Here is a 24,652-nt window from a genome sequence, read left to right as displayed (position 1 = left end):
CCTTGGCTGGAACCGTGCTCCAGCTCGGCAGTATGTGCCTGACAGTGCTCGCGCTGCTCCTACTTGCCGCCTTGCCCGGCGCCAGCAGCGCGCGCGCCGCCGAGGCGCCCTCGACCGGTCCCTACGGCCTGTGGGATCCGCATCGCCGTCCCGAGAAGCCCGATCTCAGATCGATCCGGCAGATCCGCTTCCTGACCGAGGACGACTTCCCGCCCTTCGACTTCCAAGGTGCGAGCGGATCGCTGGAAGGCTTCAATGTCGACCTCGCCCGCGCCATCTGCCTGCAGTTGAAAGTGCCCTGCACCATCCAGGCGCGACGCTGGGACACCATCGTCGCGGCTCTGGAGGAAGGCCAGGCCGACGTCATCGCCGCCTCGCTGGTGCCCACCGCGCAGGCGCGGGAACGCCTGCAATTCTCCCGCCCCTATTATCTGCGGCCGGCCCGCTTTGCGGCACGGCGGCAGGATCCGCCGCCCATCCTCACCCAGCAGGGCCTCACCGGCCGGCGGATCGGCGTGGTGGCCGGCACCGCGCATGAGGCCTATGCGAAGACCTATCTCACCACCGCCCGGTTGGTGCCCTTCTCCAGCGACGACGCTTTGCGGGCGGCCTTGAAAAACGGCGAGGTCGACCTCATCTTCAGCGACGGTATCGGCCTCTCGTTCTGGCTCAACGGTTCGGAAGCGAAAGGCTGCTGCACCTTCGCGGGCTCGCCCTATCTCGATAGCCATTTCTTCGGAGACGGCATCGGCATGGCGATGCGCCGGGAGGACAATGATTTGCGCCAGGCCGTTGACTACGCCCTTTTCCAGATCTGGGAACAGGGTCTGTATGCCGATATCGCGAGGCGCTGGTTCCCTATCGACCCATTCGCGAAGCTTCCGTGACGTAAGCGGCAATTGAAACAATCAAACGCTGTTGCCGAAAAGACTCACTTTCGCACTGAAGCTGGGGAAAACGCGCCTGAGTTCAGGTGGACTCTTGCGCCGGAGTCACTGCCTATTGTAGTTAAGGCTTCGTTAAGCACGACATCTCGTGCGGCGTCTCGTAACTCCAATCAGCTCCCAGCGTGAACACGCAACGATGTCACGTCGACATCGCGGCTGAAGGGAAAGGATTCGGCGTATGCAATTCGGGCGAAAACAAGGCGGAATGCAGGAGAGGCTGATGCACTGGACAGACGAGCGGGTAGAACTTCTGAAAAAGCTATGGTCAGAAGGTCTTTCTGCTAGCGCCATTGCCACAGAACTTGGCGGCGTCACACGCAATGCCGTGATCGGCAAGGTACATAGGCTTGGTTTGTCTGGCCGCGCCAAGGCGCCAGCGCCGGCACCGCAACGTCGTGTCAAGCCGACCCGCGCACCTTCCCATCCGTTGCGCCCGCAGACCACCGCTCCGGTGGTGCGCGGCAACACCGCCCTCGCTACCCAGATCATTCCCCTCGCCGTGATCGAGGAGCGTCCGGAGCCTGAACTGCGCCCCATCGAGGAGGTGGTGATCCCGATGTCCGAACGGGTCACCATCATGGAGCTGCGCGACCACATGTGCCGCTGGCCGCTGGGCGACCCCGGCCGGGAGGATTTCCGCTTCTGCGGCAGCCGCGTCGGCCCTACCGGCCCCTATTGCAGCCATCATGCCTCGATCGCCTATCAGCCCGTGCTGGATCGCCGCCGCGATCGCGACAGGGAGCGCCGCACCGCCCGCGCCTGAAGATTTTTTGTCGCATCGCGGGCGCCGGAATCCGATACAGGAAGCCCGGCATGATGCTTAAGAAGGCAGGGATTTCCCTGCCTTTTCTTTTGGGGTGAGCCGCGTGCCGCGCAGGATCGACTACTACCTCTCGCTCTCCAGAGCAAAGCGCGTTTAGGCGTAAGCGCTGCTTTGCTCTGGCTCTTTGTTTCGACGCGTCTTTGCGATTCTTGCCGAGTCCGTCAAATCGCAAAACGCTTTGGCCCCTGGGCCTATCTCGGCCATGGCCGCTTCCAAGCTATGGCGCAACGCCATGGCCTCGGCGTCCGGGTCAAGCCCGTGCTGCTCGGCAATGTCTTCGCCGAGACCGGCGGCCCGGTGCTGGCCAAGCGCCACCCTGCCCGCCAGCGCTACCGCCTCGTGGAGCTGCAGCGCTGGCGCGACAATCTCGGCCTGTCCTTCCATCTCCGGTCGCGCCACTGGCCCTTCGACCCTGCGCTGGCCGACCGCCTGATCATCGCCATCGAACGAAGCGGAGGCGACGCGCTGGGCTTTTTCGCTCGCGCCAGCTCGGCCTTCTGGGAGAAGCAGGAGAACCTGGCGGACGAAGCGACACTGCAGCGCCTTGCCGACGAGGAAGGCCTCGATGGCTCTGCCCTCCTGGCACAGGCCCAGTCGGAGGCAACGGCCGAGACCTACCGGCAGAACCTCCAGGACGCCGTGACGGCTGACGTCTTCGGCTCGCCCGCCTATGTCCTCGACGGCGAGGTCTTCTGGGGTCAGGACCGGCTCGGCCTGCTGGAAGAGGCACTGATCTCCGGCCGCCCGCCTTTCCGTCCCGAGGCGAATGGAAGCGACCCACCGTAAGATCGCTTGCGTGACGCCGACACTGTCCCCCTTACGGCTCGATCATGGCCGGCGACTGGGAGCAGGGCGTGCCCGGGCATCTTGCCCGTTCTTGAATCGGCACGCTTCCTACGATGGGGAGAACAGGCAAGATGCAGGTGCACCCGGAAAAATATTACCGGCTCAGCTGTTTCACCATCAGGATGTTGGCATATCCTCGCGGATAATCCTCGACCGAAGCGAGCCTGTGGAAACCGCGTTTCTCATAGAAAGCGGGCGCCTGGAAGCTATGGGTGGTCAGCACGATGAGGCCACATCCCCGTCTCACTGCCTCTTCCTCCACGGCTGCCATGAGGCGCGTGCCGATACCCTGCCTTCGATGGCCTTCAGCGACCCAGAGTGTCCTTATCTCGCAACAGCCGCCCCAGCTATGGCCGTGCAAGCCGGCGTAGAGGTCGCCATCCGCGGAGCGAAGCATGACAGCCAGAAGCCGCGCGTCCCGGATGCCGGTGCGCTCTATATTGTCCTGGTCCAGCAAATCATCGAGGTGGTGCAGATCCTCGAGCGAAGACGTGTCGGAAACCGAAATCCGTCCATCGCTGGCCATACCGCTGACCCTCAGTGGCTGTTGAAGAAGGCGACCTCGGTGGCGAAGGCTTCATGCGCCATCGGGAAGTCGAAGCCCTGGAAGACATGGCAGCCGCCCGGCCAGAGCTTCAGCGTGGCCTCCCGGCCCGCCGCCTGCCAGCGCGAGGCCATGAACACGCTGTCGTCGACCAGCGCGTCATGGGTGCCGACCGACAGCAAAGCGGCAGGCATGCTCTCCAGGCTGCCATAGAGCGGCGAGACGTCGGGCGAGCGCAAATCGACGCCCGGCGGGATACAGGCCCGCGTGAACAGGAAGATGTCGCGCGGTGTCAGGATCAGCTTGCCACGGTTGAAGTTGCGCGCGCTCGGTGTCATGCCGAGATCGTAGCAGCCCGCGATGAGATTGGCGCCTCGAAAGGGCGTCAGGCCGTGCCGATCGCGCAGGCGCTGCAGCGTTACGGCGGAGAGATGAGCCCCAGCGCTCTCGCCGCCGATAAAGAAGCGATCCGTGCCGAAGCGCCTTGCGCCCTCGGTCGCCAGCCAGAGCGCTGCCGTCTCGCAATCGTCCGGGCCGGCGGGAAAGGGATGTTCGGGCGCGAGACGATATTCCACCGAGATGCATGCCATGCCCGTCTCGGCCACGATCTTTTCCAGGGACTCGTCCTGGAAGTCGGACTGGTTGAACATCCAGCCCCCGCCATGGATGTGCATGTAGACGCCGCTGGGCTTGTCGGGCGCGATGACGCGGATCGGCACCTTACCGTGCTTGCCCTCGATCTCGATCACCTCTGCCCGCTTGCTCTTGGCCTGCAGCGGAAAGATCCCCCGCCCCTGCCGCCGGTTCTCGCGCACGAGTTCGGGCGGAAATGCCCACAGATCGGGCAGGGCCGTCATCTTCGCAATGATATCGGCATTGAGCGCCGCGGTGGCAGGCGCCACGGCCTCATCGGAAAACACGGCAGGATCGGCAGGGGGCATGGATTTGAATCGCCTTGGAAGGATGGCGCAGAGTGCAGGGATCGAAGCGGGGCTGGCAAGGGCAAACACGCGCTTGCGGCTGGATGGGATCAGATCGCCGGATCCCCGTTGTGAGATACGAAAACTAGGATAACTTGCCCTTGCGCGCCTTGATCGCCACGTGGGGAGCGGGCCAATATTCCGGGAGGGACGATGTTGCGCTGCCTTGCGATCGCGCTGGGCCTGCTAATCTCGCTAGGTGGGTGCGTTTCGGTCAATTACGCCAGTCTCGCGCCTGGAAGTTTCAGCGGACGTGTGTTCGTGATGTGGGTCGGCGAAGGCGGCTCATCCGGCGACGGGAACTTCCTGTTCGTTCCTGATCCCAACCAGCCCCTAATCTTTCGCCGGCAGAACCCCAATAGCCCCGGCGCCTTCATCCAACCTGGCATGATGTATACGGATGGCGGCTCGATTCCCCGCATCGCCCAGGTTTTCAAAGGCTTGTCACCGTGGGGCTATGCCCCCGCCTATATGATCCATGACTGGCTGTTCGTTGCTCGCCATTGCATTGTCGACAACAAGGATGACGGCCGCTTCAAGGATGTCCGCAATGTCGACTTCACAAATTCGGTCGAGATCCTCGGGGAAGCGATAAGGGCTCTGGTTGCTTCAAACCAGGTCAAGAAAGATGATGTCGCCGCCAGCGCCATCACCGCAGCGGTCGGCAGCTTCGTGGCGAAGAACCAATGGGACGCACACGGTCAATGCGAGGATCCGATCAGCACGATCAAGCCGGCGGACTTGGCGCAAGTCAAGGCTGCATTACCCGGCGTTTCCGAAGCCAGGCTCCTGCACAGCTTCAATCTGGCGCCTGGAACGCCTCGCGTAAATCCGGGCAGACCGGCGAAGATCATTGCGACGGTGGATTTTGGACGGTGAGCCGCCCCTCCGATCACAGCCCTTCTCATCCCCCCCAAAACCGGCTATCCCTTCTCCCCTAATAGGCGGCCACCACGAGACCCATGATTCCCGACGAGACCAAGACCGAACGCCCCGCGCTCCCGCAAGGTGATACCGGCACGAAAACCGTCTTCATCAAGTCCTATGGCTGCCAGATGAACGTCTATGACAGCCAGCGCATGGCCGATACGCTCGCGCCGGCTGGCTATGTCGAGACGTCGAGCCCCGAGGGCGCCGATCTCGTCATCCTCAATACCTGCCATATCCGCGAAAAGGCGGCCGAGAAGGTCTATTCGGAGATCGGGCGCCTGCGCGTGGCGCGCGACGAACGCCGCCGTGCGGGCGGCGACATGCAGATCGCCGTGGCGGGCTGCGTGGCCCAGGCTGAGGGCGCGGAGATCCTGCGTCGGGCGCCGGCGGTGGATCTCGTCGTCGGTCCGCAGACCTATCATCGCCTGCCGGATCTGATCGCGAAGGCAAGGGGTGCGAAAAAGCCCGTCGACACCGACTTCCCCGTCGAGGACAAGTTCCAGGTCTTGCCGGCGCCGCGGCGCGAGAAGACATTGGCGCGCGGGCCCTCCGCCTTCGTCACCGTGCAGGAAGGCTGCGACAAGTTCTGCACCTTCTGCGTGGTGCCCTATACGCGCGGCGCCGAGACCTCGCGCCCCGTTGCCAGCATTGTCGCCGAGGTCGAGCGCCTGGCCGAGGCCGGCGTACGCGAGATCAGCCTGCTCGGCCAGAATGTGAACGCCTATCACGGTGAAGGCCCCGATGGCCGCATCTGGACGCTGGGCGAGCTTCTGCATCGTCTCGCCCGCATTGAGCCGGTAACGCGCCTGCGCTACACCACCTCGCATCCGCGCGACATGGACGACAGCCTGATCGAGGCTCATCGCGACCTGCCGGCTCTGATGCCGTATTTGCATCTTCCGGTGCAGTCGGGCTCGGACCGCATTCTGGATGTCATGAATCGCAAGCATACATCGGCGGAGTATCTCAGGCTGATCGAGACGATTCGGCATGCCCGGCCCGACATGGCTTTTTCCTCCGACTTCATCGTGGGCTTCCCCGGTGAGACGGATGCGGATTTCGAGGCGACCTTGCGGCTGATCGAAGACGTCTCCTACGTGTCGGCCTATTCCTTCAAATATTCGCCGCGCCCCGGCACGCCCGGCGCCGGCATGGCCGATCAGGTCGACGAGGCCGTGAAGGCCGAGCGCCTCGCCCGCTTGCAGGCGCTGACCGAGGGCCAGCAGAAGGCCTTCAACCAGGCGAGCATCGCCCGCACGATGGATGTGCTGTTCGATCGCAAGGGCAAGCATCCCGGCCAGATCGCCGGGCGTTCGCCTTATCTGCAGGCCGTGCAGGTCGATGCCGACGAGAGCCTGATCGGCACGGTGGCGCCGGTCGAGATTACGACCACCGGCGCCTGGTCGCTTCATGGTATTCTGGCAGGCTCAAGTCCAAAACCAAGACTCACGGGCTGGAATCCAATTCCGACGCGTGAGTCTTTGTTAGAACTTTAAGAAGACGCGGCAATTTTTGAGCCATGGGCTCCAAAATTCCGCTTACGGAGGCAGTTGCTTGAAGGTTGACGAGGAACGGCGAACACGGATGACATCACAGCCTCAATCCTTGCCGGCGACGGACGTGCCGGCGGAGATCGTCACAGCCTTCGAGGACAATCGCCTCGCAACGCTGCTGTTCGGCCAGCACGACCAGAACCTTGCCTTTATCGAGCGCAAGCTTGGCATCGAGGCCACGGCACGCGGCAATCATGTCGCCCTGCGCGGCGCCAAGGACAGCGTCGAGCAAGCCAGGCGCGTGCTCGAGAGCCTCTATCAGCGCCTGCGCGCCGGCCAGCAGATCGCGCTGGGCGATGTCGACGGCGCCCTGCGCATGGCGGGCTCGCAAGGCGTGCTGTTCACGCCGGAGGGCAAGCCGAAAGTCGCCGCGACGGGCGGCGCCGCCTCGGTCGGCACCCGCAAGAAGACTATCGCCGCCCGCACTCTGGCGCAGGATGCCTATATCCGCGCTTTGCAGAAGCACGAGCTCGTCTTCGCCACCGGCCCGGCCGGTACCGGCAAGACCTATCTCGCCGTCGCCCATGCCGCCGCCCTGATCGAGAAGGGCGAGGCCGACCGCCTCATCCTGTCGCGCCCGGCGGTGGAAGCAGGCGAGCGTCTCGGCTTCCTGCCCGGCGACATGCGCGAGAAGGTCGATCCCTATCTGCGCCCGCTCTATGACGCGCTCTATGACATGATGCCGCCCGAGCGGGTCGAGCGTGGGCTGACCTCCGGCATGATCGAGGTGGCGCCGCTCGCCTTCATGCGCGGACGCACCCTCGCCAATTCCGTGGTGCTGCTCGACGAGGCGCAAAACTGCACGGCGATGCAGATGAAGATGTTCCTCACGCGCCTGGGTGAAGGCTCTCGCATGATCATCACCGGCGACCCGACGCAGATCGATCTACCGCCCGGCCAGAAATCCGGCCTGGTGGAAGCCATCGATCTGTTGAAAGACATCCCGGAAATCGCCATCTGTCGCTTCAATGCCGCCGACGTGGTGCGCCACGAACTGGTCGCCAAGATCGTGCGGGCCTACGAGGCGAAGAGCGAAACCAAGCCCTTGGGTGAAAGCAGGCCATGAGCGATGCAATCGCCATCGAGATCGCGCAGGAAAGCGATCTATGGCAGGACCTCGATGCCATCGAGGATCGAATAAGCGCAGCCGTGGCGGCTGGTGTCGCCGTCGCGAAGCTCAAGCACGCGCCGGGTGCCGAACTTTCGATCGTGCTCACCGACGATGCCTCGATCCGCACGATCAACGCCCAGTGGCGCCACATGGACAAGCCCACCAATGTGCTGTCCTTCCCCCAGGCCGAGGGCAAAGCCATCGCCAGGGCGCCGATGCTGGGCGACATCATCCTTGCCCATGAGACCATCGCCCGCGAGGCGGTGGAGGCCGGCAAGAGCTTCGAGAACCACCTCAGCCATCTCACCGTTCATGGCCTCCTGCATCTGTTTGGCTATGACCATCTCACCGACGCCGAAGCCGAGGCGATGGAGGCGCTGGAAGTGCGCATCCTCGCCACGCTCGGCATCGACAACCCCTATGCCGACGCGCCTCTGCTGCGCGAAGCAAGCTAGCCCAAGCCACCATGTCCGATAGCAACGACCGAAGTACGAGCCAAACCAGCAACTCTCATGAGGCCCCCGAGGGCCTGTTCGAGCGCATCAAATCGGCGCTTGGCCTCAAATCCCATCCTTCCATCCGTGAAGACCTCGCCGATGCGCTCGAGGACTCGCGGGCATCGGAGGATTCCAGCTTCTCCCCGGAGGAGCGGGCCATGCTCAAGAACATCCTCGGGCTGCGCGGCAAGCGCGTCGATGACGTGATGGTGCCGCGCGCCGACATCGTGGCCGTGCCGCTCGACATCTCGCTCGGCGACCTGCTCAAGGTGTTCCAGACCGCCGGCCATTCGCGCCTGCCCGTCTATAACGAGACGCTCGATGATCCGCGCGGCATGGTCCATATCCGCGACTTCGTGGCCTGGCTCGCCTCCCGGGCTGCGATCGCGGCCCGCAAGAGCCGCAAGGCCCGAGAGAGTGAAGTCAGGCAGAGCGAGCCGCCGAAGGAAGGCGAGGGGCCGGCCAAGCCCGCCTCGCCGAAGGAGGCAGCTCTCGCGCTCGGCAACATCTCGCTCACGGCGCCGCTGAGCTCCGTGCGCTCGCTGATGCGCAACGTGCTGTTCGTGCCACCCTCGATGCCGCCGATCGATCTGCTCGCCAAGATGCAGACGACCCGCACCCAGCTGGCACTGGTCATCGACGAGTATGGCGGCACGGATGGCCTCGTCTCGATGGAGGATATCGTCGAGATCGTGCTCGGCGATATCGAGGACGAGCATGACGAGGACAGCGGCGACATGATCGTCGCCTCGGGCGAGGGCATCTTTACCGCCGATGCACGGGCGGATCTCGACGATGTGACGGGAACCGTCGGCATCCAGCTGCATGACGACGACATCGAGGCCGATGTCGACACGCTGGGCGGCTGGCTGGTCACGCTGGCGGGCCGCGTACCGGTGCGCGGCGAGATCGTCCCGGGGCCGGGCACGCTGGAATTCGAAATTCTCGATGCCGATCCCCGGCGTGTGAAGCGCGTGCGCATCCACACCCTGGGCAGCAGCGGCGCCAGGCCGCGCGACAAGAGCAAGCGTGACAGGAAGGGCGCGACGGCTCCCGCCGAAGCCGTGCCCATGGAAGAAGCAGCGGCGGGCCAGGCAGGCACCGACGGCGCCACGTGATCGTCCGCTTCGCCTCCAACATTGCCGCATTGAAGGGGTGGCGCCGGGCCGGCGTGGCCTTCCTGGCTGGCGCGGTGGCGGCGCTTGCCATGGCGCCCTTCGACATTTTTCCGGTGCTGGCCATCAGCTTTCCCCTGGCGATCTGGCTGCTGGACGGCATCGCCCTCGGCGCGCCGGACGAGCCAAGGCCCTCGCTGCTGCGCAGCCTCTGGAGTGCGGCCAGGCTCGGCTGGTGGTATGGCTTCGGCTTCTTCCTGGCAGGGCTCTGGTGGATCGGCAATGCCTTCCTCGTCGATGCCGACCAGTTCGCCTGGCTCCTGCCCTTCGCGGTGCTGCTGCTGCCGGCGGGTCTCGCCTTCTTCATGGCCGCCGCCTTCGCCCTAGCGCGCCTCGCCTGGTCGCGGGGGAAGGCGCGCATCCTTGCCTTCGCGGCCTCAATCTTCGCCACCGAATGGCTGCGGGGCCATATCTTCTCCGGCTTTCCTTGGAACTTGTTCGGCTATGGCCTGGCGGCCGAGATCCATCTGGCGCAGAGCCTTGCCATCTTCGGCATTTACGGCCTGACGCTGCTCGCCCTGGTGCTGTTCGCAACCCCTGTCGCCTTGGCTGAGCGTGACGGCTGGCGCTGGCCCGTGTTGTCCCTGGTGGTGCTCGCCGCCTTGGCCGGCTTCGGCGCCTGGCGCCTCGACCAATATCCCACCCGCTTCGTCGACAAGGTGCAGTTACGCATCATGCAGCCGGACGTGCCGCAGGACGCCAAGTTCAACCCGGGCATGCGCAACCAGATCATGGCGCAATATCTGGCCCTGTCGCGCCAGCCCACGCCCGATGGCGTCGACGGCATGGCCAAGGTCACCCATCTGATCTGGCCGGAATCAGCCTTTCCCTTCCTGGTGGCGCAGGACGACGACGCGCTGAAGGCGCTTGGCGATCTGGTGGCCCCCAATGCTGTGCTGCTGACGGGCGCCGGCAGGGCCGAGGAGAACCTTGACGACGGCGGGAATCCCGATGGCGGCGAAACTTCTAATAGTGGCACTTGGCGCTTCTTCAATTCGCTGCACGTGATCGACGCCACCGGCACGATCATCGGCAATTACGACAAGGTGCATCTGGTTCCCTTCGGGGAGTATCTGCCCTACCAGTCCTTCCTGGAATCGATCGGCCTGCAGCAGCTCACCGAGCAGCGTGGCGGCTTCACCTCGGGGCCCGGCCTACGCACGCTGGATATCCCCAATGCCCCGCCGGTGGGCGTGCTGATCTGTTACGAGGCGATCTTCCCAGGCGAGGCCTATGATCCCGCCAACCGGCCGGGATGGTTGCTCAACGTCACCAATGACGCCTGGTTCGGCATGACGCCGGGGCCCTACCAGCATTTCGTCGAGGTGCGGGCGCGCTCGATCGAGGAGGGCCTGCCGCTGGTGCGCGCGGGCAATGACGGTATCTCGGCGGTGATCGATCCGGTTGGCCGCATCGTCGCCAGCCTCCCCCTGGGCGTGAGCGGCGTGCTCGATTCGCGCCTGCCGGAAGGCTTGCCACCGACGGTGTTTGTCAAGGCCGGGAATACAATTATTGCTACACTGTTTCTGCTTGCCACAATCGGCGCGATTTACGGCCTTTGGCGTGAGCAAAAACGCGCCTGAACGCACATTATTGTGAACTAGCCGCGCGTTCATGCCGCGTATTGGTATGGATTTTATCGCTTATAAGCATATATTCCCTGTCGCAGCGTGCAGCCGCGGACTCAAACTACCTCAGATTGTAGTTTCACAATTGTGTCCTTGGGTTACCGTACTTTTGCCACGGTTTAGCCACAATTCCTTTTAGAATAGTATGCGTATTTTCAAATACTTGCATGTGATCCGGAGTAAATTTGATGATCAAGAAAGCACCTAATCCCATTGACCAACATGTGGGCAGCCGTGTCCGGATTCGCCGTGTCCTCACGGGCATGAGTCAGGAAAAGCTCGGCGAGGCCCTCGGCCTGACCTTCCAGCAGGTGCAGAAATACGAGAAGGGCACGAACCGCATTGGGGCGAGCCGTCTCCAGCACATCGCATCGATCCTCGGCGTTACCATCTCCTTCTTTTTCGAGGGCCTTCCCTCCGAGACCAGCGCGGCCCGTGCCCAGGCGATGGATGAGAGCGATACCTCCCATGTCATCGAGTTCCTCTCGACCACCGAGGGGTTGCAGCTCAACAAGGCGTTCGCCCGGATCAAGGATCCGAAGGTGCGTCGCCGGGTCGTCGACCTCGTCTCGACGCTCAGCAACGAGACAGCGGCCTGAAGTACCGATCGGTTTTTTGCAGCCTTCCCGCTCCTGTTGGCTCGGGAAGGTTTTTGTTTTTGATTGTGCCCTCAGGGATCCCAACTCAGGAGGCGGCTCGCCTCATTCGGCTTAGCCGCCCTTTTGGTCAGGCTTCTTGGTCAGGCTTCGGAAAACCGCTCCCACTTCCAAGAATCGTCTCTACCGTTCCTTTAAACGAACAAAACGTACGATTTGCCGCTTGACGCGGGCGTCGGCCCTCGCCAAAACGGGGAGATATGGTTCCGTTTTGGCGTGGAGAAATTCTCGTGTCTCGTTCCGACTATCTGTTCACCAGCGAATCCGTCGCTGAGGGCCATCCCGACAAGGTCTGCGATCGTATCTCCGACGAAATCGTCGACCTGTTCTATCGCGAAGCCGTGAAGACCGGCATGGATCCCACCCAGATTCGCGTGGCCTGCGAGACATTGGCAACCACCAATCGCGTCGTGATCGCCGGCGAATATCGCGGCCCCGATAGCATCACCAAGGGCAAGGTCAAGGCTGCCGCCCGCCGCGCCATCAAGGCGATCGGCTATGAGCAGTCCGGCTTCCACTGGAAGACGGCCAAGATTGAAGTGCTGCTGCACGCCCAGTCGGCGGATATCGCCCAGGGTGTCGACATCGCCGGCAACAAGGATGAGGGCGCCGGCGACCAGGGCATCATGTTCGGCTACGCCTGCCGCGAGACGCCGGAATTGATGCCGGCCCCGATCTATTACGCCCACAAGATCCTCGAGGACATAACCAAGGCCCGCAAGTCCGGCGAACTCGGCATGCTCGGCCCGGACGCCAAGAGCCAGGTCACGGTGAAGTATGAGAACGGCAAGCCGGTCGGCGTGACCCAGATCGTGCTCTCGACCCAGCATTTCGACGAGACTCTGACCTCCGGCGACATCAAGAAGCTGGTGGAGCCCCATATCCGCAAGACCCTGCCGGAAGGCTGGGTGAATGGCGACACCGTCTGGCACGTCAACCCCACCGGCAAGTTCGTCGTCGGCGGTCCGGATGGCGATACCGGCCTCACCGGCCGCAAGATCATCGTCGACACCTATGGCGGCGCGGCCCCCCATGGCGGCGGCGCCTTCTCCGGCAAGGATCCGACCAAGGTCGACCGTTCGGCCGCCTATGCGGCGCGCTACCTCGCCAAGAACGTGGTGGCCGCCAAGCTCGCCGACCGCTGCACCATCCAGCTTGCCTACGCCATCGGCGTCTCCGAGCCGCTCGCCATCTATGTCGACCTGCACGGCACCGGCTCGGTGTCCGAGGACAAGGTGGAAAAGGCCTTGCGCGAAGTCGTCAGCCTCACCCCCCGTGGCATCCGCGAGCATCTCGGCCTCTCGAAGGCGATCTATGCCCGCACCTCCGCCTATGGCCATTTCGGCCGCAAGCCGGCACGCGACGGCGGCTTTTCCTGGGAGAAGACCGATCTCGCCGACGCGCTGAAGAAGGCGGTTCGCGCTTAATCTTCACAGCCAACTGCATTAAGAAGCCTTTCCCGCGTTAGTGGGGAAGGCTTTTTCTATGGGGACGACAGTGACGGTCGAAAACGACGACACGCAGAATGGCGTGGAGCCACCGCAGCGCGGCCACGGCGCCTTTTTCGGGCGGCGCAAGGGCAAGACTCTGCGTAAGGGCCATGCCGGCCTGATGGCGGGCGCCCTACCGGACCTGCGGCTCGATCTCGACACCTCTGCCCCCACCGATCTGCGCACGCTGTTCCCGACCGCCGTCGGCGACATCTGGCTGGAGATCGGCTTCGGCGGCGGCGAGCATCTCACCCAGCGCGCCGGCGAGAACCCGGATGTCGGCTTCATCGGCTGCGAGGCCTATATCAACGGCACCGCCAAGATGCTGTCCCAGATCGAGCAGAACGGGCTCGCCAATATCCGCCTGTGGGACGATGACGCCAAGGCGGTGGTGGAATGGTTGCCCGAGGCATCGATCGCACGCATCTACCTGCTCTATCCCGACCCCTGGCCCAAGCGCCGCCACCGCAAGCGCCGCTTCCTGGGCGAGGACATGCTGGCGCGCCTTGCCCGCATCCTGAAGCCGGGCGGCGAGCTGCGCTTCGCCACCGACATCGACGATTACGCCGCCTATGCGCTGGCCCGCATCGCCCGCTCGCCGGATTTCGTCTGGACGGCGGAGCGCCAGTCCGACTGGCTGACGCCCTGGGAGGGCTGGCGCTCGACGCGATATGAGGCGAAAGCGCTGCGCGAGGGGCGGCGGGGTGCGTATTTCACATTCCGGCGAATTGCTGGGAGTGCGGACATCTTGTCTGCCTCTTGAAACGACCCGCACGCCGGAGAGGGCTCGGCGATCATCCCATGTCGAGCCCTGAAACGGTCGCGGCCTTTAACAAGGGCGCCCCAGTTCTTCTAATTTATCGTTTCAAGAGCGGACAGGATGTCCGCGCTCCCAGGTTACTTCTTCCCGAACCAGCCTTTCTTCTTCTCCGGCTCCGCCGGAGCCTCCCCCTCCGCCTTGGGCGCAATCGCCTGCCCGAACTTCTCGAAGAAATCCCCCGCCAGCTTCTTCGCGGTACCGTCGATCAGGCGGGCGCCAAGCTGGGCGATCTTGCCGCCGACATCGGCCTTGGCGTCGTAGTGGAGAATGGTCGCCCCCTCGCCTTCGGCTTCGAGCCGCACCTTGGCGCCACCCTTGGCAAAGCCGGCGACGCCGCCCTGCCCCTCGCCCGTGATCGTATAGCCATTGGGCGGATCAAGATCCGACAGGGTGACCTTGCCGTTGAAGGTCGCCTTCACCGGCCCGATCTTCAGCACCGCCTTGGCTACCATCTCGGTGGGCGAAGTCATTTCGATCGACTCGCAGCCCGGAATGCACTGCTTGAGAATCTCGGGATTGTTCATGCCTTCCCAGACCTTCTCACGGGAAGCCTCGATGCGCTGCGAACCGCTCATTTCCATGGACATATTCCTCCTCGGGCGACGGCCTTCTCCCATATGGAGCCTTGCGGCAGCCCTCGCGCCCGCTCCTTCCATAGATCACGATGCGCCGGGCGGGAGCAAGCGGAGAGCGGCAACATCGACTGGATCAGGCACCATGGTTCCCGCCTTCTGCTCGGACGCCTCATTCCGAGTTCCTCACTCCCCGAACCCGAACGCCCCTTCCGGATCCATCGCCTGATGCAGGCGCGCGGCGGCGAGGCGGGCGAGGTGCAGGGTCATCACCTTGCGGGTGGGCGCGGCGAGCTTCTGTTCGGGCGCCTCGCGCAGGAGCGTGCCGCCATAGGCGTCGGCGACCATGACGCCGGCTTCTTCCGGCAGGAGCGTCAGCGGGAAATCGGGGCCGACGGCGAAGAACAGGCGGTCGCAAAAACCGAGATAATCGGGCCATTTGCGGTCGACCTGGAAGTCGATCACCGAGGACTTGATCTCCACGATCCAGATCTCGCCCTTGCGGCCGATGGCGGCGAGATCGGCGCGCCGCCCGTTCGGCAGCGTCACCTCCGGCACCGGCGCCAGGCCATGTTGGCGCAACAGACGGCTGGCACCTCGCTGGATGGTCAGGGCAGCGGCCGACTGGCGGCCGTCGACGGGCAGGACCGGCAGCGACACGTCAGTCTCCGAGTTCCCTTCGAGTGCGTCTCTTATGGGCGGCGAGCGCCATTAGTTGCCGATCGCGCCACATGGCGCGGCGGCCGAGATCGCTGGGCGGCAGGCGCTTGCGCCGGTCGGCCTCGACGGTCTCGATCACCGGGCCGGCCCAGTCGACCCGGCGCTGCATCGAGGGGAAGATGTTCGAATAGATCTGCTGGTAGCGCAGCACATAGTCGCGCACCCCGCCCGGCGCGTTGAGATCGATGGTCTCGAACGGCCCCATGAAGGACCAGCGCAGCGCCAGCCCGTCGCGCAGGCCGATATCGACGTCCTCGACAGAGGCATAGCCGTCTGCCACCAGGCGGAAGGCCTCCTCCAGCAGCGCCCCCTGCAGGCGATTCATCAGGAAGCCATCGATCTCGCGCTTCATCACGATCGGCGCATGCCCGGCCCGGCGCAGCAGGTCCGCGGTACGTTCCATCGTCTCCGGCGACGTCCAGGGCGCCGGCACCAGTTCGGCGGCGGGGATGAGATAAGGCGGGTTCAAGGGGTGGACGACCAGGCAACGCCGCCGGCCCGGCAGGCCTTCGGTGAAGGCGGATGGCAGCAGGGCCGAGGTCGAGGAGGCCAGCACGGCTTCGGGCGCGGCGAGCCGGTCGAGCTCGGCGAAGACGGCGCGCTTGACCTCCAGGTTCTCCGGCGTGTTCTCCTGGACATGGTCAACGCCTTCCAGCGCTTCGGCGAGCCTGGCCACGGGCTTGAGACGGTCGAGAATGACCTCGGGCGCCTGACCATCGGTCAGATCGTTGGCCGCGAGATCCGGGAGCACGCCGACGATGTAGTCCAGCGCCTTCCTGGCCGCGTCCGCATCCTGATCCCACAGCGCGATGTCATAGCCGGCGCGGGCATAGGAAATCGCCCAGGCCCGGCCGACAAATCCCGTTCCGACGATGGCGATTCTGGCCATCGGTTCCTCCTGCTGCGTGCGGTTCTTTCGTGCCAGCTTAGCCGGGTGCTGACGATAGAGACAACGCTGTCATTCGGCTGAGCGAGATAGGGCATCTCGGAATAAGGCGGGCCGGTTGCGCCCCCTCGCCCCGTTCTTACGGGGAGAGGATAGAGGTGAGGGGCAGTGCAGGACCTCTGGGATTGGCGTGATATAAATCGGGGTGACGCACCGACGCATCTTATCTCTTTGATTTATTTAAGAAAATAATCCCGCCAATGTCACGCAGCCCCTCACCTCTATCCTCTCCCCGTAAGAACGGGGCGAGGGGACTTCGACGGCGCACCTTTTTTCTCACACGTCTCATCTCGCCCAATCGTGTGTGCCTTCCGACCTCTTCCCCTATCGCCCCGCCTTTTCCCGCCGCCGTTCGACCGAGGAGGAGATCCGCATCGATTCGCGATATTTGGCCACGGTGCGCCGGGCGATGTCGATGCCGGCCTCGCGCAGCAGGGTCACGATGGTGTCGTCGGAGAGGATAGCATCGGGCGCTTCGGCGTCGATCATCTGGCGGATGCGGTGGCGCACGGCCTCGGCGGAATGCGCCTCGCCGCCCTCGGCATTGGAGATCGAGGCGGTGAAGAAATATTTGAGCTCGAACAGGCCGCGGGCTGAGGCGATGAACTTGTTGGCCGTCACGCGCGACACCGTCGATTCATGCATGCCGATGGCATCGGCCACCGTCTTCAGGTTCAGCGGCCTCAGATACTGGATACCGAGCGCGAAGAAGGCATCCTGCTGGCGCACGATCTCGGTGGCGACCTTCAGGATGGTGCGGGCGCGCTGCTCCAGGCTGCGGGTGAGCCAGTTGGCGGTCTGCAGGGCCTCCGCGAGAAAGATCTTGTCCGCCTCGTTGCGGGCGGTGCGCGCCACCTTGGAATAATAGGTCTGGTTGACCAGCACGCGCGGCAGCGTGTCGGCATTGAGCTCGACCAGCCAGGTGCCGTCGGGCGCGGCGCGCAGCAGCACATCGGGCACCACCGGCTGGATGGGCATCGAGCCGAAGGCGAGGCCGGGCTTCGGTGTGAGGGCGCGCAGCTCGGCGATCATCTCGACGACATCCTCCTCGTCGACGCCGCACAGGCGGCGCAGGCTTGCGATGTTGCGCTTGGCGACGAGTTCGAGATTGTCGAGCATCACGGCCATGGCGGGATCGAGCCGGTCGCGCTCGGCAAGCTGGATCGCCAGGCACTCCTTCAGCGAACGCGCGCCGACGCCGGAGGGCTCGAAGCCCTGCACGACGCGCAGCACCGCCTCCACCTCACCCGGCGACGCTACAAGCCGCTCGGCGATCTCCTCGACGCTGCCGGTGAAATAGCCGGTCTCATCGATGAGATCGATGATGAAATGGCCGATCAGCCGACGGCGCGGGTCTTCCACCGCCAGCGCGAGCTGCTCCTCCAGGTGGTCGGCGAGCGAGATCTCCGCCGCCGCCAGCCCCTCGAAATTGATGTCGTCTTCGCCGCCATGACCGCCGGCCCCGACATTGGACCAGGACGAGACATAGGGGTCGCTGCCAGAAAGCTGCTCGATCGCCGCCGGCGCCTGCGCGCGTTCGGGCGGGCGCTCATCCGGGAAGACATTGTCGAGATCGGTACCGAGTCCCTGCTCGAGCGCCTCGCGCGAGGGGGCCATGTCCTCGTGCAGCCAGTCGCCATCGGCCGGATCGCTTGCAGGGGCCGGCGCCAGGATTTCCGGCTCGCGCGAGAGCTCGCCGTCGGCGCGGTCGAGCACGGGATTGCGCTCGAGCTCGGCTTCGACATAGGCGTTGAGATCGAGATTGGAGAGCTGAAGGAGCTTGATCGCCTGCATCAGCTGCGGCGTCATCACCAGCGACTGCGTCTGGCGGAACTCAAGCCTTTGCGACAACGCCATACTCGGGGCCCGTTCAGATTGCCAGGGTCGGGAACGATCCTGCACGGGCCACGCCTTCCAGGCGACAGCTCGATGCAAGTTTCGCGCCACCTGTTTGGCATGCATGTCACAAAATGTCACGCCTCGATGATGAAAGACGTGGAAGGCGCGTCGCGACGCCTTACCCCGCGCGCGAAATCGGCTAGGTAGAGGGAATGGCCGATTAAGGGAGACCCCGATGGAAGGCGTGACAGTCGTCGATCACCCGCTGGTGCAGCATAAGCTCACTTTGATGCGGGACAAGAACCGCTCCACCAAGGGCTTCCGCCAATTGCTCAACGAAGTCGGCCGCCTGCTCTGCTACGAGGTGACGCGCGACCTGCCGCTCGAAAAGGTCGAGATCGAAACGCCGCTGGAGAAGATGATGGCGCCCCGCGTCGCCGGCAAGAAGCTGGTGCTCGCCCCCATCCTGCGCGCCGGCGAAGGCTTCCTCGAAGGCATGCTCGACCTCGTGCCCTCGGCCCGCGTCGCCCATATCGGCATCTACCGCGACCCGCAGACGCTGCAGGCCGTCGAATATTACTTCAAGGCCCCGCCCGATGTGGCCGAGCGCCTCGTCATCGTGCTCGACCCGATGCTCGCCACCGCCAACTCCGCCGTCGCCGCCATCGAGCGGCTGAAGGCGCGCGACGTGAAGGACATCCGCTTCGTCTGCCTCCTGGCCGCCCCCGAGGGCATCAAGCGCCTGCGCGAAGCCCATCCCGACGTGAAGATCTGGACGGCCGCGGTCGACAGCCACCTCAACGATCACGGCTATATCGTGCCGGGCCTGGGGGACGCGGGGGACCGGATCTACGGGACCAAGTAGCCAGGGGCGGACTTTCCCGAGCCTGATCGGGAAAATCGCAATCGCTGTAGCCGGCTCGATACGCCGTTCTCACGCTGCAAGCGCCCGCGCGACGGTGGAGCCGATGTCGGAGGGAGTCGGAGCAATGGCCGCGCCGACTTCGCGCAGGATCGTCGCCTTCTCGGCGGCGCCCTCCCCAAATGCCGAGATGATCGCGCCGGCATGCCCCATCTTGCGGCCGCGCGGCGCACTCAGGCCGGCAATATAGGCGATGACCGGCTTAGTCATCGACGTACGGATATAATCCGCCGCCTCCATCTCCTGCGGCCCGCCGATCTCACCGATCAGCACCACGGCGTCGGTACCGTCATCGGCCTCGAAGAGCTCGAGAATATCCTTGAAGGACGAACCGTTGATGGGATCGCCGCCAATGCCGACGCTGGTGGAGACACCGATGCCGAGGGTCTTCATCTGCGAGGCGGCCTCGTAGCCAAGCGTACCCGAGCGTCCGACGATCCCGATACGGCCCGGCTTGTAGATATGGCCCGGCATGATGCCCATCATCGCCTGGCCGGGCGTGATGACGCCGGCGCAATTGGGCCCGATCAACCGCATGCGCTCCTCGAAGCGGTAGCGGCGCATGAAGCGCTTCACCTGGATCATGTCCTGCGTCGGGATGCCGTCGGTGATGCAGACGCAGGTCTTGATGCCGGCGTCCGCCGCTTCCATAATGGAGTCGGCGGCAAAAGGCGGTGGCACGAAGACGAGGCTCGCCGTGGCGCCGGTTTCCGCTACCGCTCCCTTGACGGTGTTGAAGACCGGCAGGCCCAAATGGGTCGAGCCACCTTTGCCAGGGGTCACGCCGCCGACCACGCGGCTGCCATAGTCGACCATCTCTTGGGCGTGGAAGGAGCCGAGGCGGCCCGTAAAGCCCTGGATGATGATCTTGGTGGTCTTGTCGATCAGAATGCTCATCCCATCAATCCTCAGCTTGCTTTCTTCATCGTGCTGGCGCGCCAGGCGGCGACGGCCTTTTGCGCGGCTTCCGCCAGCGTCTCGGCGGTGGTGATGGCGTGCCCGGAATTGCGCAGGATGGCGAGGCCCTTCTCGGCATTCGTTCCGGACAGGCGCACGACCAGCGGCACATTCACCCCGACCTCCTCGATCGCCTTGATGACGCCCTCGGCCACCCAGTCGCAGCGGTTGATGCCCGCGAAGATATTGACGAGGATCGTCTCGACATTCTTGTCGGACAGCACCGCGCGGAACGATTTGGCCACCCGCTCCGGCGAAGCACCGCCGCCAATGTCGAGAAAGTTAGCCGGCTCTCCACCGGCAAGCTTGATCATGTCCATCGTGGCCATGGCGAGCCCCGCGCCATTGATGATGCATCCGATCTGGCCGTCTAGGCCGACATAGGCCAAACCGCGGTCGCTGGCATAGGTCTCGCGCGCATCCTCCTGTGACTTGTCGCGCAGTTCGGCGATCTGTGGACGCCGGAACAAGGCGTTGTCGTCGAACGACATCTTGGCGTCGAGCGCCACGAGGGAGCCATCCTTGGCGACCACCAGTGGATTGATCTCGAGCATGGCGGCATCGAGGTCCCTGAAGGCGCGGAAGGAACCCATGATGGTATCGACCGCCTTGCCGATCAGGTCGGATTCGAGCCCGAGGCCAAAGGCGATCTCGCGGGCCTGGAAAGGCTGCATGCCGACGGCGGGGTCGACGGTCTGGCGGATGATCGAGTCGGGCTTGCTCTCGGCGATGTCCTCGATCTCCATGCCGCCTGCGGCCGAAGCGACGATCATGATCCGCTCCGAGGTGCGGTCCATCACGAAGCCGAGATAATATTCGCGGTCGACCTCCGAGGCCGCCTCGACATAGAGGCGCGAGATCAGCTTGCCGCGCGGCCCGGTCTGCGAGGTGACGAGGCGCCGCCCCAGCAGGGCATCGGCCGCATCGGAGATCTCGACATCGTTTGCGCAGAGGCGGATGCCGCCAGCCTTGCCACGGGCCCCGGAGTGGATCTGGGCTTTCACCACCCAGCGCGAACCGCCGATCTCGCGAGCGCGATAGGTCGCCTGCTCGGGCGAGTAGGCGAGGCCGCCGCGCGGAATGGCGACTCCGAAGCGGGAGAGGATCTCCTTGGCCTGATATTCATGAATGTCCATCGAAGAGGCTTCCTTGGCTGCGGTCAGGCCGGAACGGCATTGTGGCTGGGGGTCGAAGCGATGATGGCGTCGTGCATGAGCAGGACATTGCGTGCCATGCGCTCGGAGGCGGCGTCGATCATCTTGCCATCGAGGGCGGCGGCACCCTTGCCCTGCTCTTCGGCCTCCTTCAGGGCTGCGATGATGCGCCGGGCCCTGTCGACCTCCTTGTCCGGGGGAGAAAAGGCTTCGTTGGCAAGGTCGATCTGGCTGGGATGGATGGCCCATTTCCCCTCGATGCCGAGCGCCGCCCCGCGCCTGGCGGCAAGGCGGTAGCCTTCCGGATCGCTGAAATCGCCGAACGGACCGTCGATGGGGCGCAGGCCATAGGCCCGGCAGGCCACTGTCATGCGCGCCAGGCCGAAATGCCACTGGTCGCCGGGATAATCCGGGTTGAGCCCGCCAATGTTGACGGTGCGCGCCCTCAGGCTGGCCGCATAATCGGCGACGCCGAAATGCATGGCCTCGAGCCGCCCCCCGAAGGCGGCGATCGCCTCGACATTGGCCATGCCGAGTGCCGTCTCGATCAGGGCCTCCAGGCCGACGCGATTGCCGAAGCCCTTTGCCGCCTCGATCTGGCTGACCAGAGCCTCGACCATGTAGAGATCCGCGGGAACGCCGACCTTCGGTACCAGGATGGTATCAAGCCGGTCGCCTGCCTGTTCCATCACGTCGACGACGTCGCGATACATGTAGTGGGTATCGAGACCGTTAATGCGCACCGACATGGTCTTGCCCTTGGCACGCCAATCGATGTCGTTGAGCGCCTGGATGATGTTCTTCCGCGCTCTGTCCTTGTCGGGCGGAGCGACGGCGTCCTCGATATCCAGGAAGATGAAATCGGCAGCGCTGGAGGCGGCCTTGTCGATCATGGTCGGGTTCGAACCCGGCACGGCCAACTCGCTGCGCTGCAGGCGCGGCTTGCGCAGGGGATGAAGGGTATGGCTCATGGTCGGTCTCCGGTCCCGGTTGATCAGGCGGCGGCCGCGAGGGCGGCGTGGTGAGGCGTGAGGCTGAAATGCTCGATCGCAGCGCCAACCCCGGAGCCGGGCTTGATGGCGACGCCGGCATCGATAAGCGCGAGTTCGGCCCCGGCGATCGCGCCGCAGACCATCACCTCGTTCAAGGAGCCCATGTGACCGATGCGAAAGACGCGGCCGGCCACCTTGGCAAGGCCGACGCCAAGCGAGATCTGGTAGCGATGATAGGCACGCCGCACCACCTCGGCGCTGTCGATGCCATCCGGCACGACGATGGCGCTCACCGTATCCGACTGCCATTTCGCTTCCTTGGCGCAAAGCTTCAACCCCCAGGCGTCGACTGCCTTGCGAACGCCCTCCGCCAGGCGCCTGTGGCGCGCGAAGACGTTTGGCAGGCCCTCCGCCAGCAGGAGGTCGATCGATACCCGCAGGCCGCGCAGCAGCTGCGTGGGAGGCGTATAGGGGAAGTAGCCGCTGTCATTGGCTCGTGAAATGTCGTCGAAGCTGAAGTAGCAGCGGCGCATGGTCGCCGCCTTTGACGCGTGCAGCGCCTTCTGGCTGACGCCCAGAAAGCCGAGGCCGGTCGGCAGCATGAAGCCCTTCTGGGAACCGGACACGGCGCAATCGACACCCCATTCGTCCATCCGGAAGTCAATCGAGCCAATGGAGGAGACACCATCGACGAACAGAAGCGCAGGATGGCCCGCGTCGTCGAGTGCGACGCGCACCGCGGCGATGTCGCTCGTCACGCCCGTGGCGGTCTCGTTGTGGCAGCAGAAGACCGCCTTGATGGCGTGGCCCTTGTCGGCGGCCAGGCGGCTGGCATAGGCCTCCACCGGCACGCCGGCACCCCATTCGACATCGATCACCTCTGCATCGAGGCCGAGACGCGCGGCCATGTCGGCCCACAGATGGGAGAACTGGCCGAAGCGCGACATCAGCACCTTGTCGCCTGGATTGAGCGTGTTGGTGATCGCCGCTTCCCAGGCACCCGTGCCGGACGATGGATAGATGAAAACCCGTCCCGTCTCGGTCTGGAAGATCTTCTTGATGTCGGCGAAGAGCGGCAAGGTGAAATCGGGGAAGGTCGGCGAGCGCATATCCTCCATCGGCAGGTTCATCGACTGGCGCACGACCTCGGGAATATTGGTCGGTCCGGGCGTGAAGAGGTGCGTGTAACCAGGCATTCGATATTCTCCCAGAGATCGCGGCTTGGTTGAACACTCGCCGCCATGGGGGGAGCATCGGCGGCTTGCCGGCCAGCCACAACACCCGCTCGGATAGGAAATCGCGACGATCGGGCAGCCCGTTTCACACCAGCGGGTATGCCCTGCCGGGCCAGGTGGGTAGGTTGCTTCCTACCCGGTTGGGCACCGAACGGTTGCAGGGCGAGGGTGATCGATAAGGAAACTTCGCAGAATCAATGAATCGCTTAGAGGCTGTCATTCCCGGCGCCGCCGCAGGCGGCGGGAAGGGAATCCAGGGGCTTAATAGTCGAGAACCTTGGCCCCTGGATCCCCTTCCCCTCGCTTCGCTCGGCCGGGGATGACAGGAGCACTTATTTTCCAACGTTTCCTAATGCGATCGACGGTTCCCAAAGGCCGGAACAGCTCACCCGCGGCGGTTTTCACTCACGAACAAGGTGATCGCCATCGCCCGGTTCTTGACCCCCAACTTATCGTAGACGTTCTTCAGGTGGTATTTGACCGTGTTCTGCGAGACGCCGAAACGCGAGGCGATCTGCAGATTGTTCCAGCCGTCGCTGAGCGCCTTGAGGAGATCGCGCTCGCGCGGGGTCAGCGCCGACAGCGGCGTGTCATCCATCTTGGAGACATCGATATAGGGCAGGCTCATGCGGTTGTGATGCACCGCCTCGACGGTTTCGATCAGCACCGAAGGAGCATCGCTCTGCCAGCAGAAACCCATGGCTCCAAGTTTGACGCAGCGCCGCAGGATCGTCGGATCGTGGTCACTCGACAGGACCATTACCCGGGTTGCCGGGGCGCCGGACTTCAGCCGGCCAAGAAGGTCGGCTGCCGTCATGTCGGACAGGCGCCAGCCGGCGACTGCCACGTCGCAGCGCGACTGCAACAAGGCTGAGACGAGCGCGGCGCCGCCGGTGCAGGTGTGCACGACCTTGAAACGTCCCTCCCGCTCGAACAATTCACGCAAAGCCACCATGACCAGCGGGTTCGCGTCAGCGATTGCCAGACGGGGCGTTTCGCGTGCAGCCATAGGCGCCTTTCTCCCCAGGAATATTTGTTTCCTTATATAGCATGACCGGAATTCGGGGAAACTTCTATCGTCCGGACGCTGTTCGCCATTCGGAATTCGCCTCGCTGCCGGGAAATCTCGAGAAAAGGGCCATTGCCGGCGAAGCCGCTCGCATTTTCATGGGCCGAAGGAGGGTCTCGAAGGCAAGGACATCAGCTTCGCCTGCCTCCCGGCCGTCCCGGGAGCGCGGACTTCCAGTCCGCTCCTGGAAACGCAGGCGATAAGAGAAAGGGCGCAGACCATGACGGTCGCGCCCTTTTTGCTGGT

At 64.3% G+C, this 24,652-nt stretch carries 24 protein-coding genes; 13 read left to right on the top strand and 11 right to left on the bottom strand.

Annotation, left to right across the window (positions count from 1 at the left end):
- Positions 1 to 2 precede the first annotated feature (2 nt).
- From QQL24_RS07245 to QQL24_RS07235, 3 genes are all read left to right on the top strand, one after another.
- On the top strand, positions 3 to 887 hold the full coding sequence (locus QQL24_RS07245) for a transporter substrate-binding domain-containing protein (protein WP_284311247.1): 885 nt from the start codon (positions 3 to 5) through the stop codon (positions 885 to 887).
- A gap of 280 nt (positions 888 to 1,167) precedes the next feature.
- Positions 1,168 to 1,710, top strand: a complete 543-nt coding sequence (locus QQL24_RS07240; RefSeq protein WP_284311245.1) for a GcrA family cell cycle regulator — start codon at positions 1,168 to 1,170, stop codon at positions 1,708 to 1,710.
- A gap of 225 nt (positions 1,711 to 1,935) precedes the next feature.
- Positions 1,936 to 2,556 (top strand): 2-hydroxychromene-2-carboxylate isomerase, encoded by a 621-nt coding sequence (locus QQL24_RS07235; RefSeq protein WP_284311330.1) that lies wholly within the window; start codon positions 1,936 to 1,938, stop codon positions 2,554 to 2,556.
- Positions 2,557 to 2,710: 154 nt separating this feature from the next.
- Here QQL24_RS07235 and QQL24_RS07230 read toward each other — a convergent pair whose 3' ends face one another.
- Positions 2,711 to 3,142 (bottom strand): GNAT family N-acetyltransferase, encoded by a 432-nt coding sequence (locus QQL24_RS07230; protein WP_284311244.1) that lies wholly within the window; start codon positions 3,140 to 3,142, stop codon positions 2,711 to 2,713.
- Positions 3,143 to 3,153: 11 nt separating this feature from the next.
- A complete protein-coding gene (locus QQL24_RS07225; RefSeq protein WP_284311243.1) occupies positions 3,154 to 4,101 on the bottom strand; it encodes an alpha/beta hydrolase in 948 nt (315 codons plus the stop codon).
- A gap of 192 nt (positions 4,102 to 4,293) precedes the next feature.
- Here QQL24_RS07225 and QQL24_RS07220 point away from each other — a divergent pair, with 192 nt between their 5' ends.
- The 9 genes from QQL24_RS07220 (at position 4,294) to trmB (ending at position 13,943) form a co-directional block, all read left to right on the top strand.
- Positions 4,294 to 5,019 (top strand): hypothetical protein, encoded by a 726-nt coding sequence (locus QQL24_RS07220; RefSeq protein WP_284311241.1) that lies wholly within the window; start codon positions 4,294 to 4,296, stop codon positions 5,017 to 5,019.
- 86 nt (positions 5,020 to 5,105) lie between these two features.
- Positions 5,106 to 6,566, top strand: a complete 1,461-nt coding sequence (miaB, locus tag QQL24_RS07215) for a tRNA (N6-isopentenyl adenosine(37)-C2)-methylthiotransferase MiaB (protein ID WP_431310652.1) — start codon at positions 5,106 to 5,108, stop codon at positions 6,564 to 6,566.
- A gap of 88 nt (positions 6,567 to 6,654) precedes the next feature.
- The gene (locus QQL24_RS07210; RefSeq protein ID WP_284311238.1) at positions 6,655 to 7,689 is read left to right on the top strand and encodes a PhoH family protein; all 1,035 of its coding nucleotides are present in this window, start codon (positions 6,655 to 6,657) and stop codon (positions 7,687 to 7,689) included.
- Entirely contained in the window at positions 7,686 to 8,189 is a 504-nt protein-coding gene (gene ybeY / locus QQL24_RS07205) for an rRNA maturation RNase YbeY (RefSeq protein WP_284311236.1), read from the top strand. The genes QQL24_RS07210 and ybeY overlap by 4 nt, the downstream gene beginning before the upstream one ends.
- A gap of 11 nt (positions 8,190 to 8,200) precedes the next feature.
- Positions 8,201 to 9,349, top strand: a complete 1,149-nt coding sequence (locus tag QQL24_RS07200; RefSeq protein WP_284311234.1) for a hemolysin family protein — start codon at positions 8,201 to 8,203, stop codon at positions 9,347 to 9,349.
- The gene (gene lnt, locus QQL24_RS07195; RefSeq protein WP_284311232.1) at positions 9,346 to 10,989 is read left to right on the top strand and encodes an apolipoprotein N-acyltransferase; all 1,644 of its coding nucleotides are present in this window, start codon (positions 9,346 to 9,348) and stop codon (positions 10,987 to 10,989) included. Before QQL24_RS07200 ends, lnt begins: the two co-directional genes overlap by 4 nt.
- A 233-nt stretch (positions 10,990 to 11,222) precedes the next feature.
- The gene (locus QQL24_RS07190) at positions 11,223 to 11,633 is read left to right on the top strand and encodes a helix-turn-helix domain-containing protein (RefSeq protein WP_284311231.1); all 411 of its coding nucleotides are present in this window, start codon (positions 11,223 to 11,225) and stop codon (positions 11,631 to 11,633) included.
- Positions 11,634 to 11,920: 287 nt separating this feature from the next.
- Complete coding sequence (gene metK / locus QQL24_RS07185) at positions 11,921 to 13,117, top strand: methionine adenosyltransferase (RefSeq protein WP_284311230.1); 1,197 nt, start codon at positions 11,921 to 11,923, stop codon at positions 13,115 to 13,117.
- A gap of 58 nt (positions 13,118 to 13,175) precedes the next feature.
- Positions 13,176 to 13,943, top strand: a complete 768-nt coding sequence (trmB, locus tag QQL24_RS07180) for a tRNA (guanosine(46)-N7)-methyltransferase TrmB (RefSeq protein WP_431310648.1) — start codon at positions 13,176 to 13,178, stop codon at positions 13,941 to 13,943.
- Positions 13,944 to 14,077: 134 nt separating this feature from the next.
- Here trmB and QQL24_RS07175 read toward each other — a convergent pair whose 3' ends face one another.
- From QQL24_RS07175 to rpoN, 4 genes are all read right to left on the bottom strand, one after another.
- Entirely contained in the window at positions 14,078 to 14,581 is a 504-nt protein-coding gene (locus QQL24_RS07175) for an SRPBCC family protein (protein ID WP_284311228.1), read from the bottom strand.
- Positions 14,582 to 14,758: 177 nt separating this feature from the next.
- Complete coding sequence (locus tag QQL24_RS07170) at positions 14,759 to 15,232, bottom strand: MmcB family DNA repair protein (RefSeq protein WP_284311226.1); 474 nt, start codon at positions 15,230 to 15,232, stop codon at positions 14,759 to 14,761.
- Position 15,233: 1 nt separating this feature from the next.
- Positions 15,234 to 16,181, bottom strand: coding sequence for a 3-hydroxyacyl-CoA dehydrogenase (locus QQL24_RS07165; protein WP_284311224.1), 948 nt, complete (start codon positions 16,179 to 16,181; stop codon positions 15,234 to 15,236).
- A 381-nt stretch (positions 16,182 to 16,562) separates the two neighbouring features.
- Positions 16,563 to 18,095, bottom strand: a complete 1,533-nt coding sequence (gene rpoN, locus QQL24_RS07160; RefSeq protein ID WP_284311222.1) for an RNA polymerase factor sigma-54 — start codon at positions 18,093 to 18,095, stop codon at positions 16,563 to 16,565.
- 217 nt (positions 18,096 to 18,312) lie between these two features.
- Here rpoN and upp point away from each other — a divergent pair, with 217 nt between their 5' ends.
- Complete coding sequence (gene upp, locus QQL24_RS07155; RefSeq protein WP_284311221.1) at positions 18,313 to 18,942, top strand: uracil phosphoribosyltransferase; 630 nt, start codon at positions 18,313 to 18,315, stop codon at positions 18,940 to 18,942.
- Positions 18,943 to 19,011: 69 nt separating this feature from the next.
- Here upp and sucD read toward each other — a convergent pair whose 3' ends face one another.
- From sucD to QQL24_RS07130, 5 genes are all read right to left on the bottom strand, one after another.
- Positions 19,012 to 19,896 (bottom strand): succinate--CoA ligase subunit alpha, encoded by an 885-nt coding sequence (gene sucD, locus QQL24_RS07150; RefSeq protein WP_284311220.1) that lies wholly within the window; start codon positions 19,894 to 19,896, stop codon positions 19,012 to 19,014.
- 11 nt (positions 19,897 to 19,907) lie between these two features.
- Positions 19,908 to 21,092 (bottom strand): malate--CoA ligase subunit beta, encoded by a 1,185-nt coding sequence (locus QQL24_RS07145; protein ID WP_284311218.1) that lies wholly within the window; start codon positions 21,090 to 21,092, stop codon positions 19,908 to 19,910.
- 23 nt (positions 21,093 to 21,115) lie between these two features.
- Positions 21,116 to 22,081: an HpcH/HpaI aldolase/citrate lyase family protein gene (locus QQL24_RS07140; RefSeq protein ID WP_284311217.1), complete on the bottom strand. Its 966-nt coding sequence runs from the start codon at positions 22,079 to 22,081 to the stop codon at positions 21,116 to 21,118.
- Between the two features lie 23 nt (positions 22,082 to 22,104).
- Complete coding sequence (locus QQL24_RS07135; RefSeq protein WP_284311215.1) at positions 22,105 to 23,298, bottom strand: aminotransferase class V-fold PLP-dependent enzyme; 1,194 nt, start codon at positions 23,296 to 23,298, stop codon at positions 22,105 to 22,107.
- A 424-nt stretch (positions 23,299 to 23,722) separates the two neighbouring features.
- Entirely contained in the window at positions 23,723 to 24,346 is a 624-nt protein-coding gene (locus QQL24_RS07130; RefSeq protein ID WP_284311213.1) for a response regulator transcription factor, read from the bottom strand.
- Positions 24,347 to 24,652 lie beyond the last annotated feature (306 nt).

Source organism: Labrys miyagiensis (genome assembly GCF_030160835.1).
Lineage (GTDB): Bacteria > Pseudomonadota > Alphaproteobacteria > Rhizobiales > Labraceae > Labrys > Labrys miyagiensis.
Note: the sequence above shows the minus strand (reverse complement) of the source record. Positions and strands in the feature narration are given on the sequence as shown.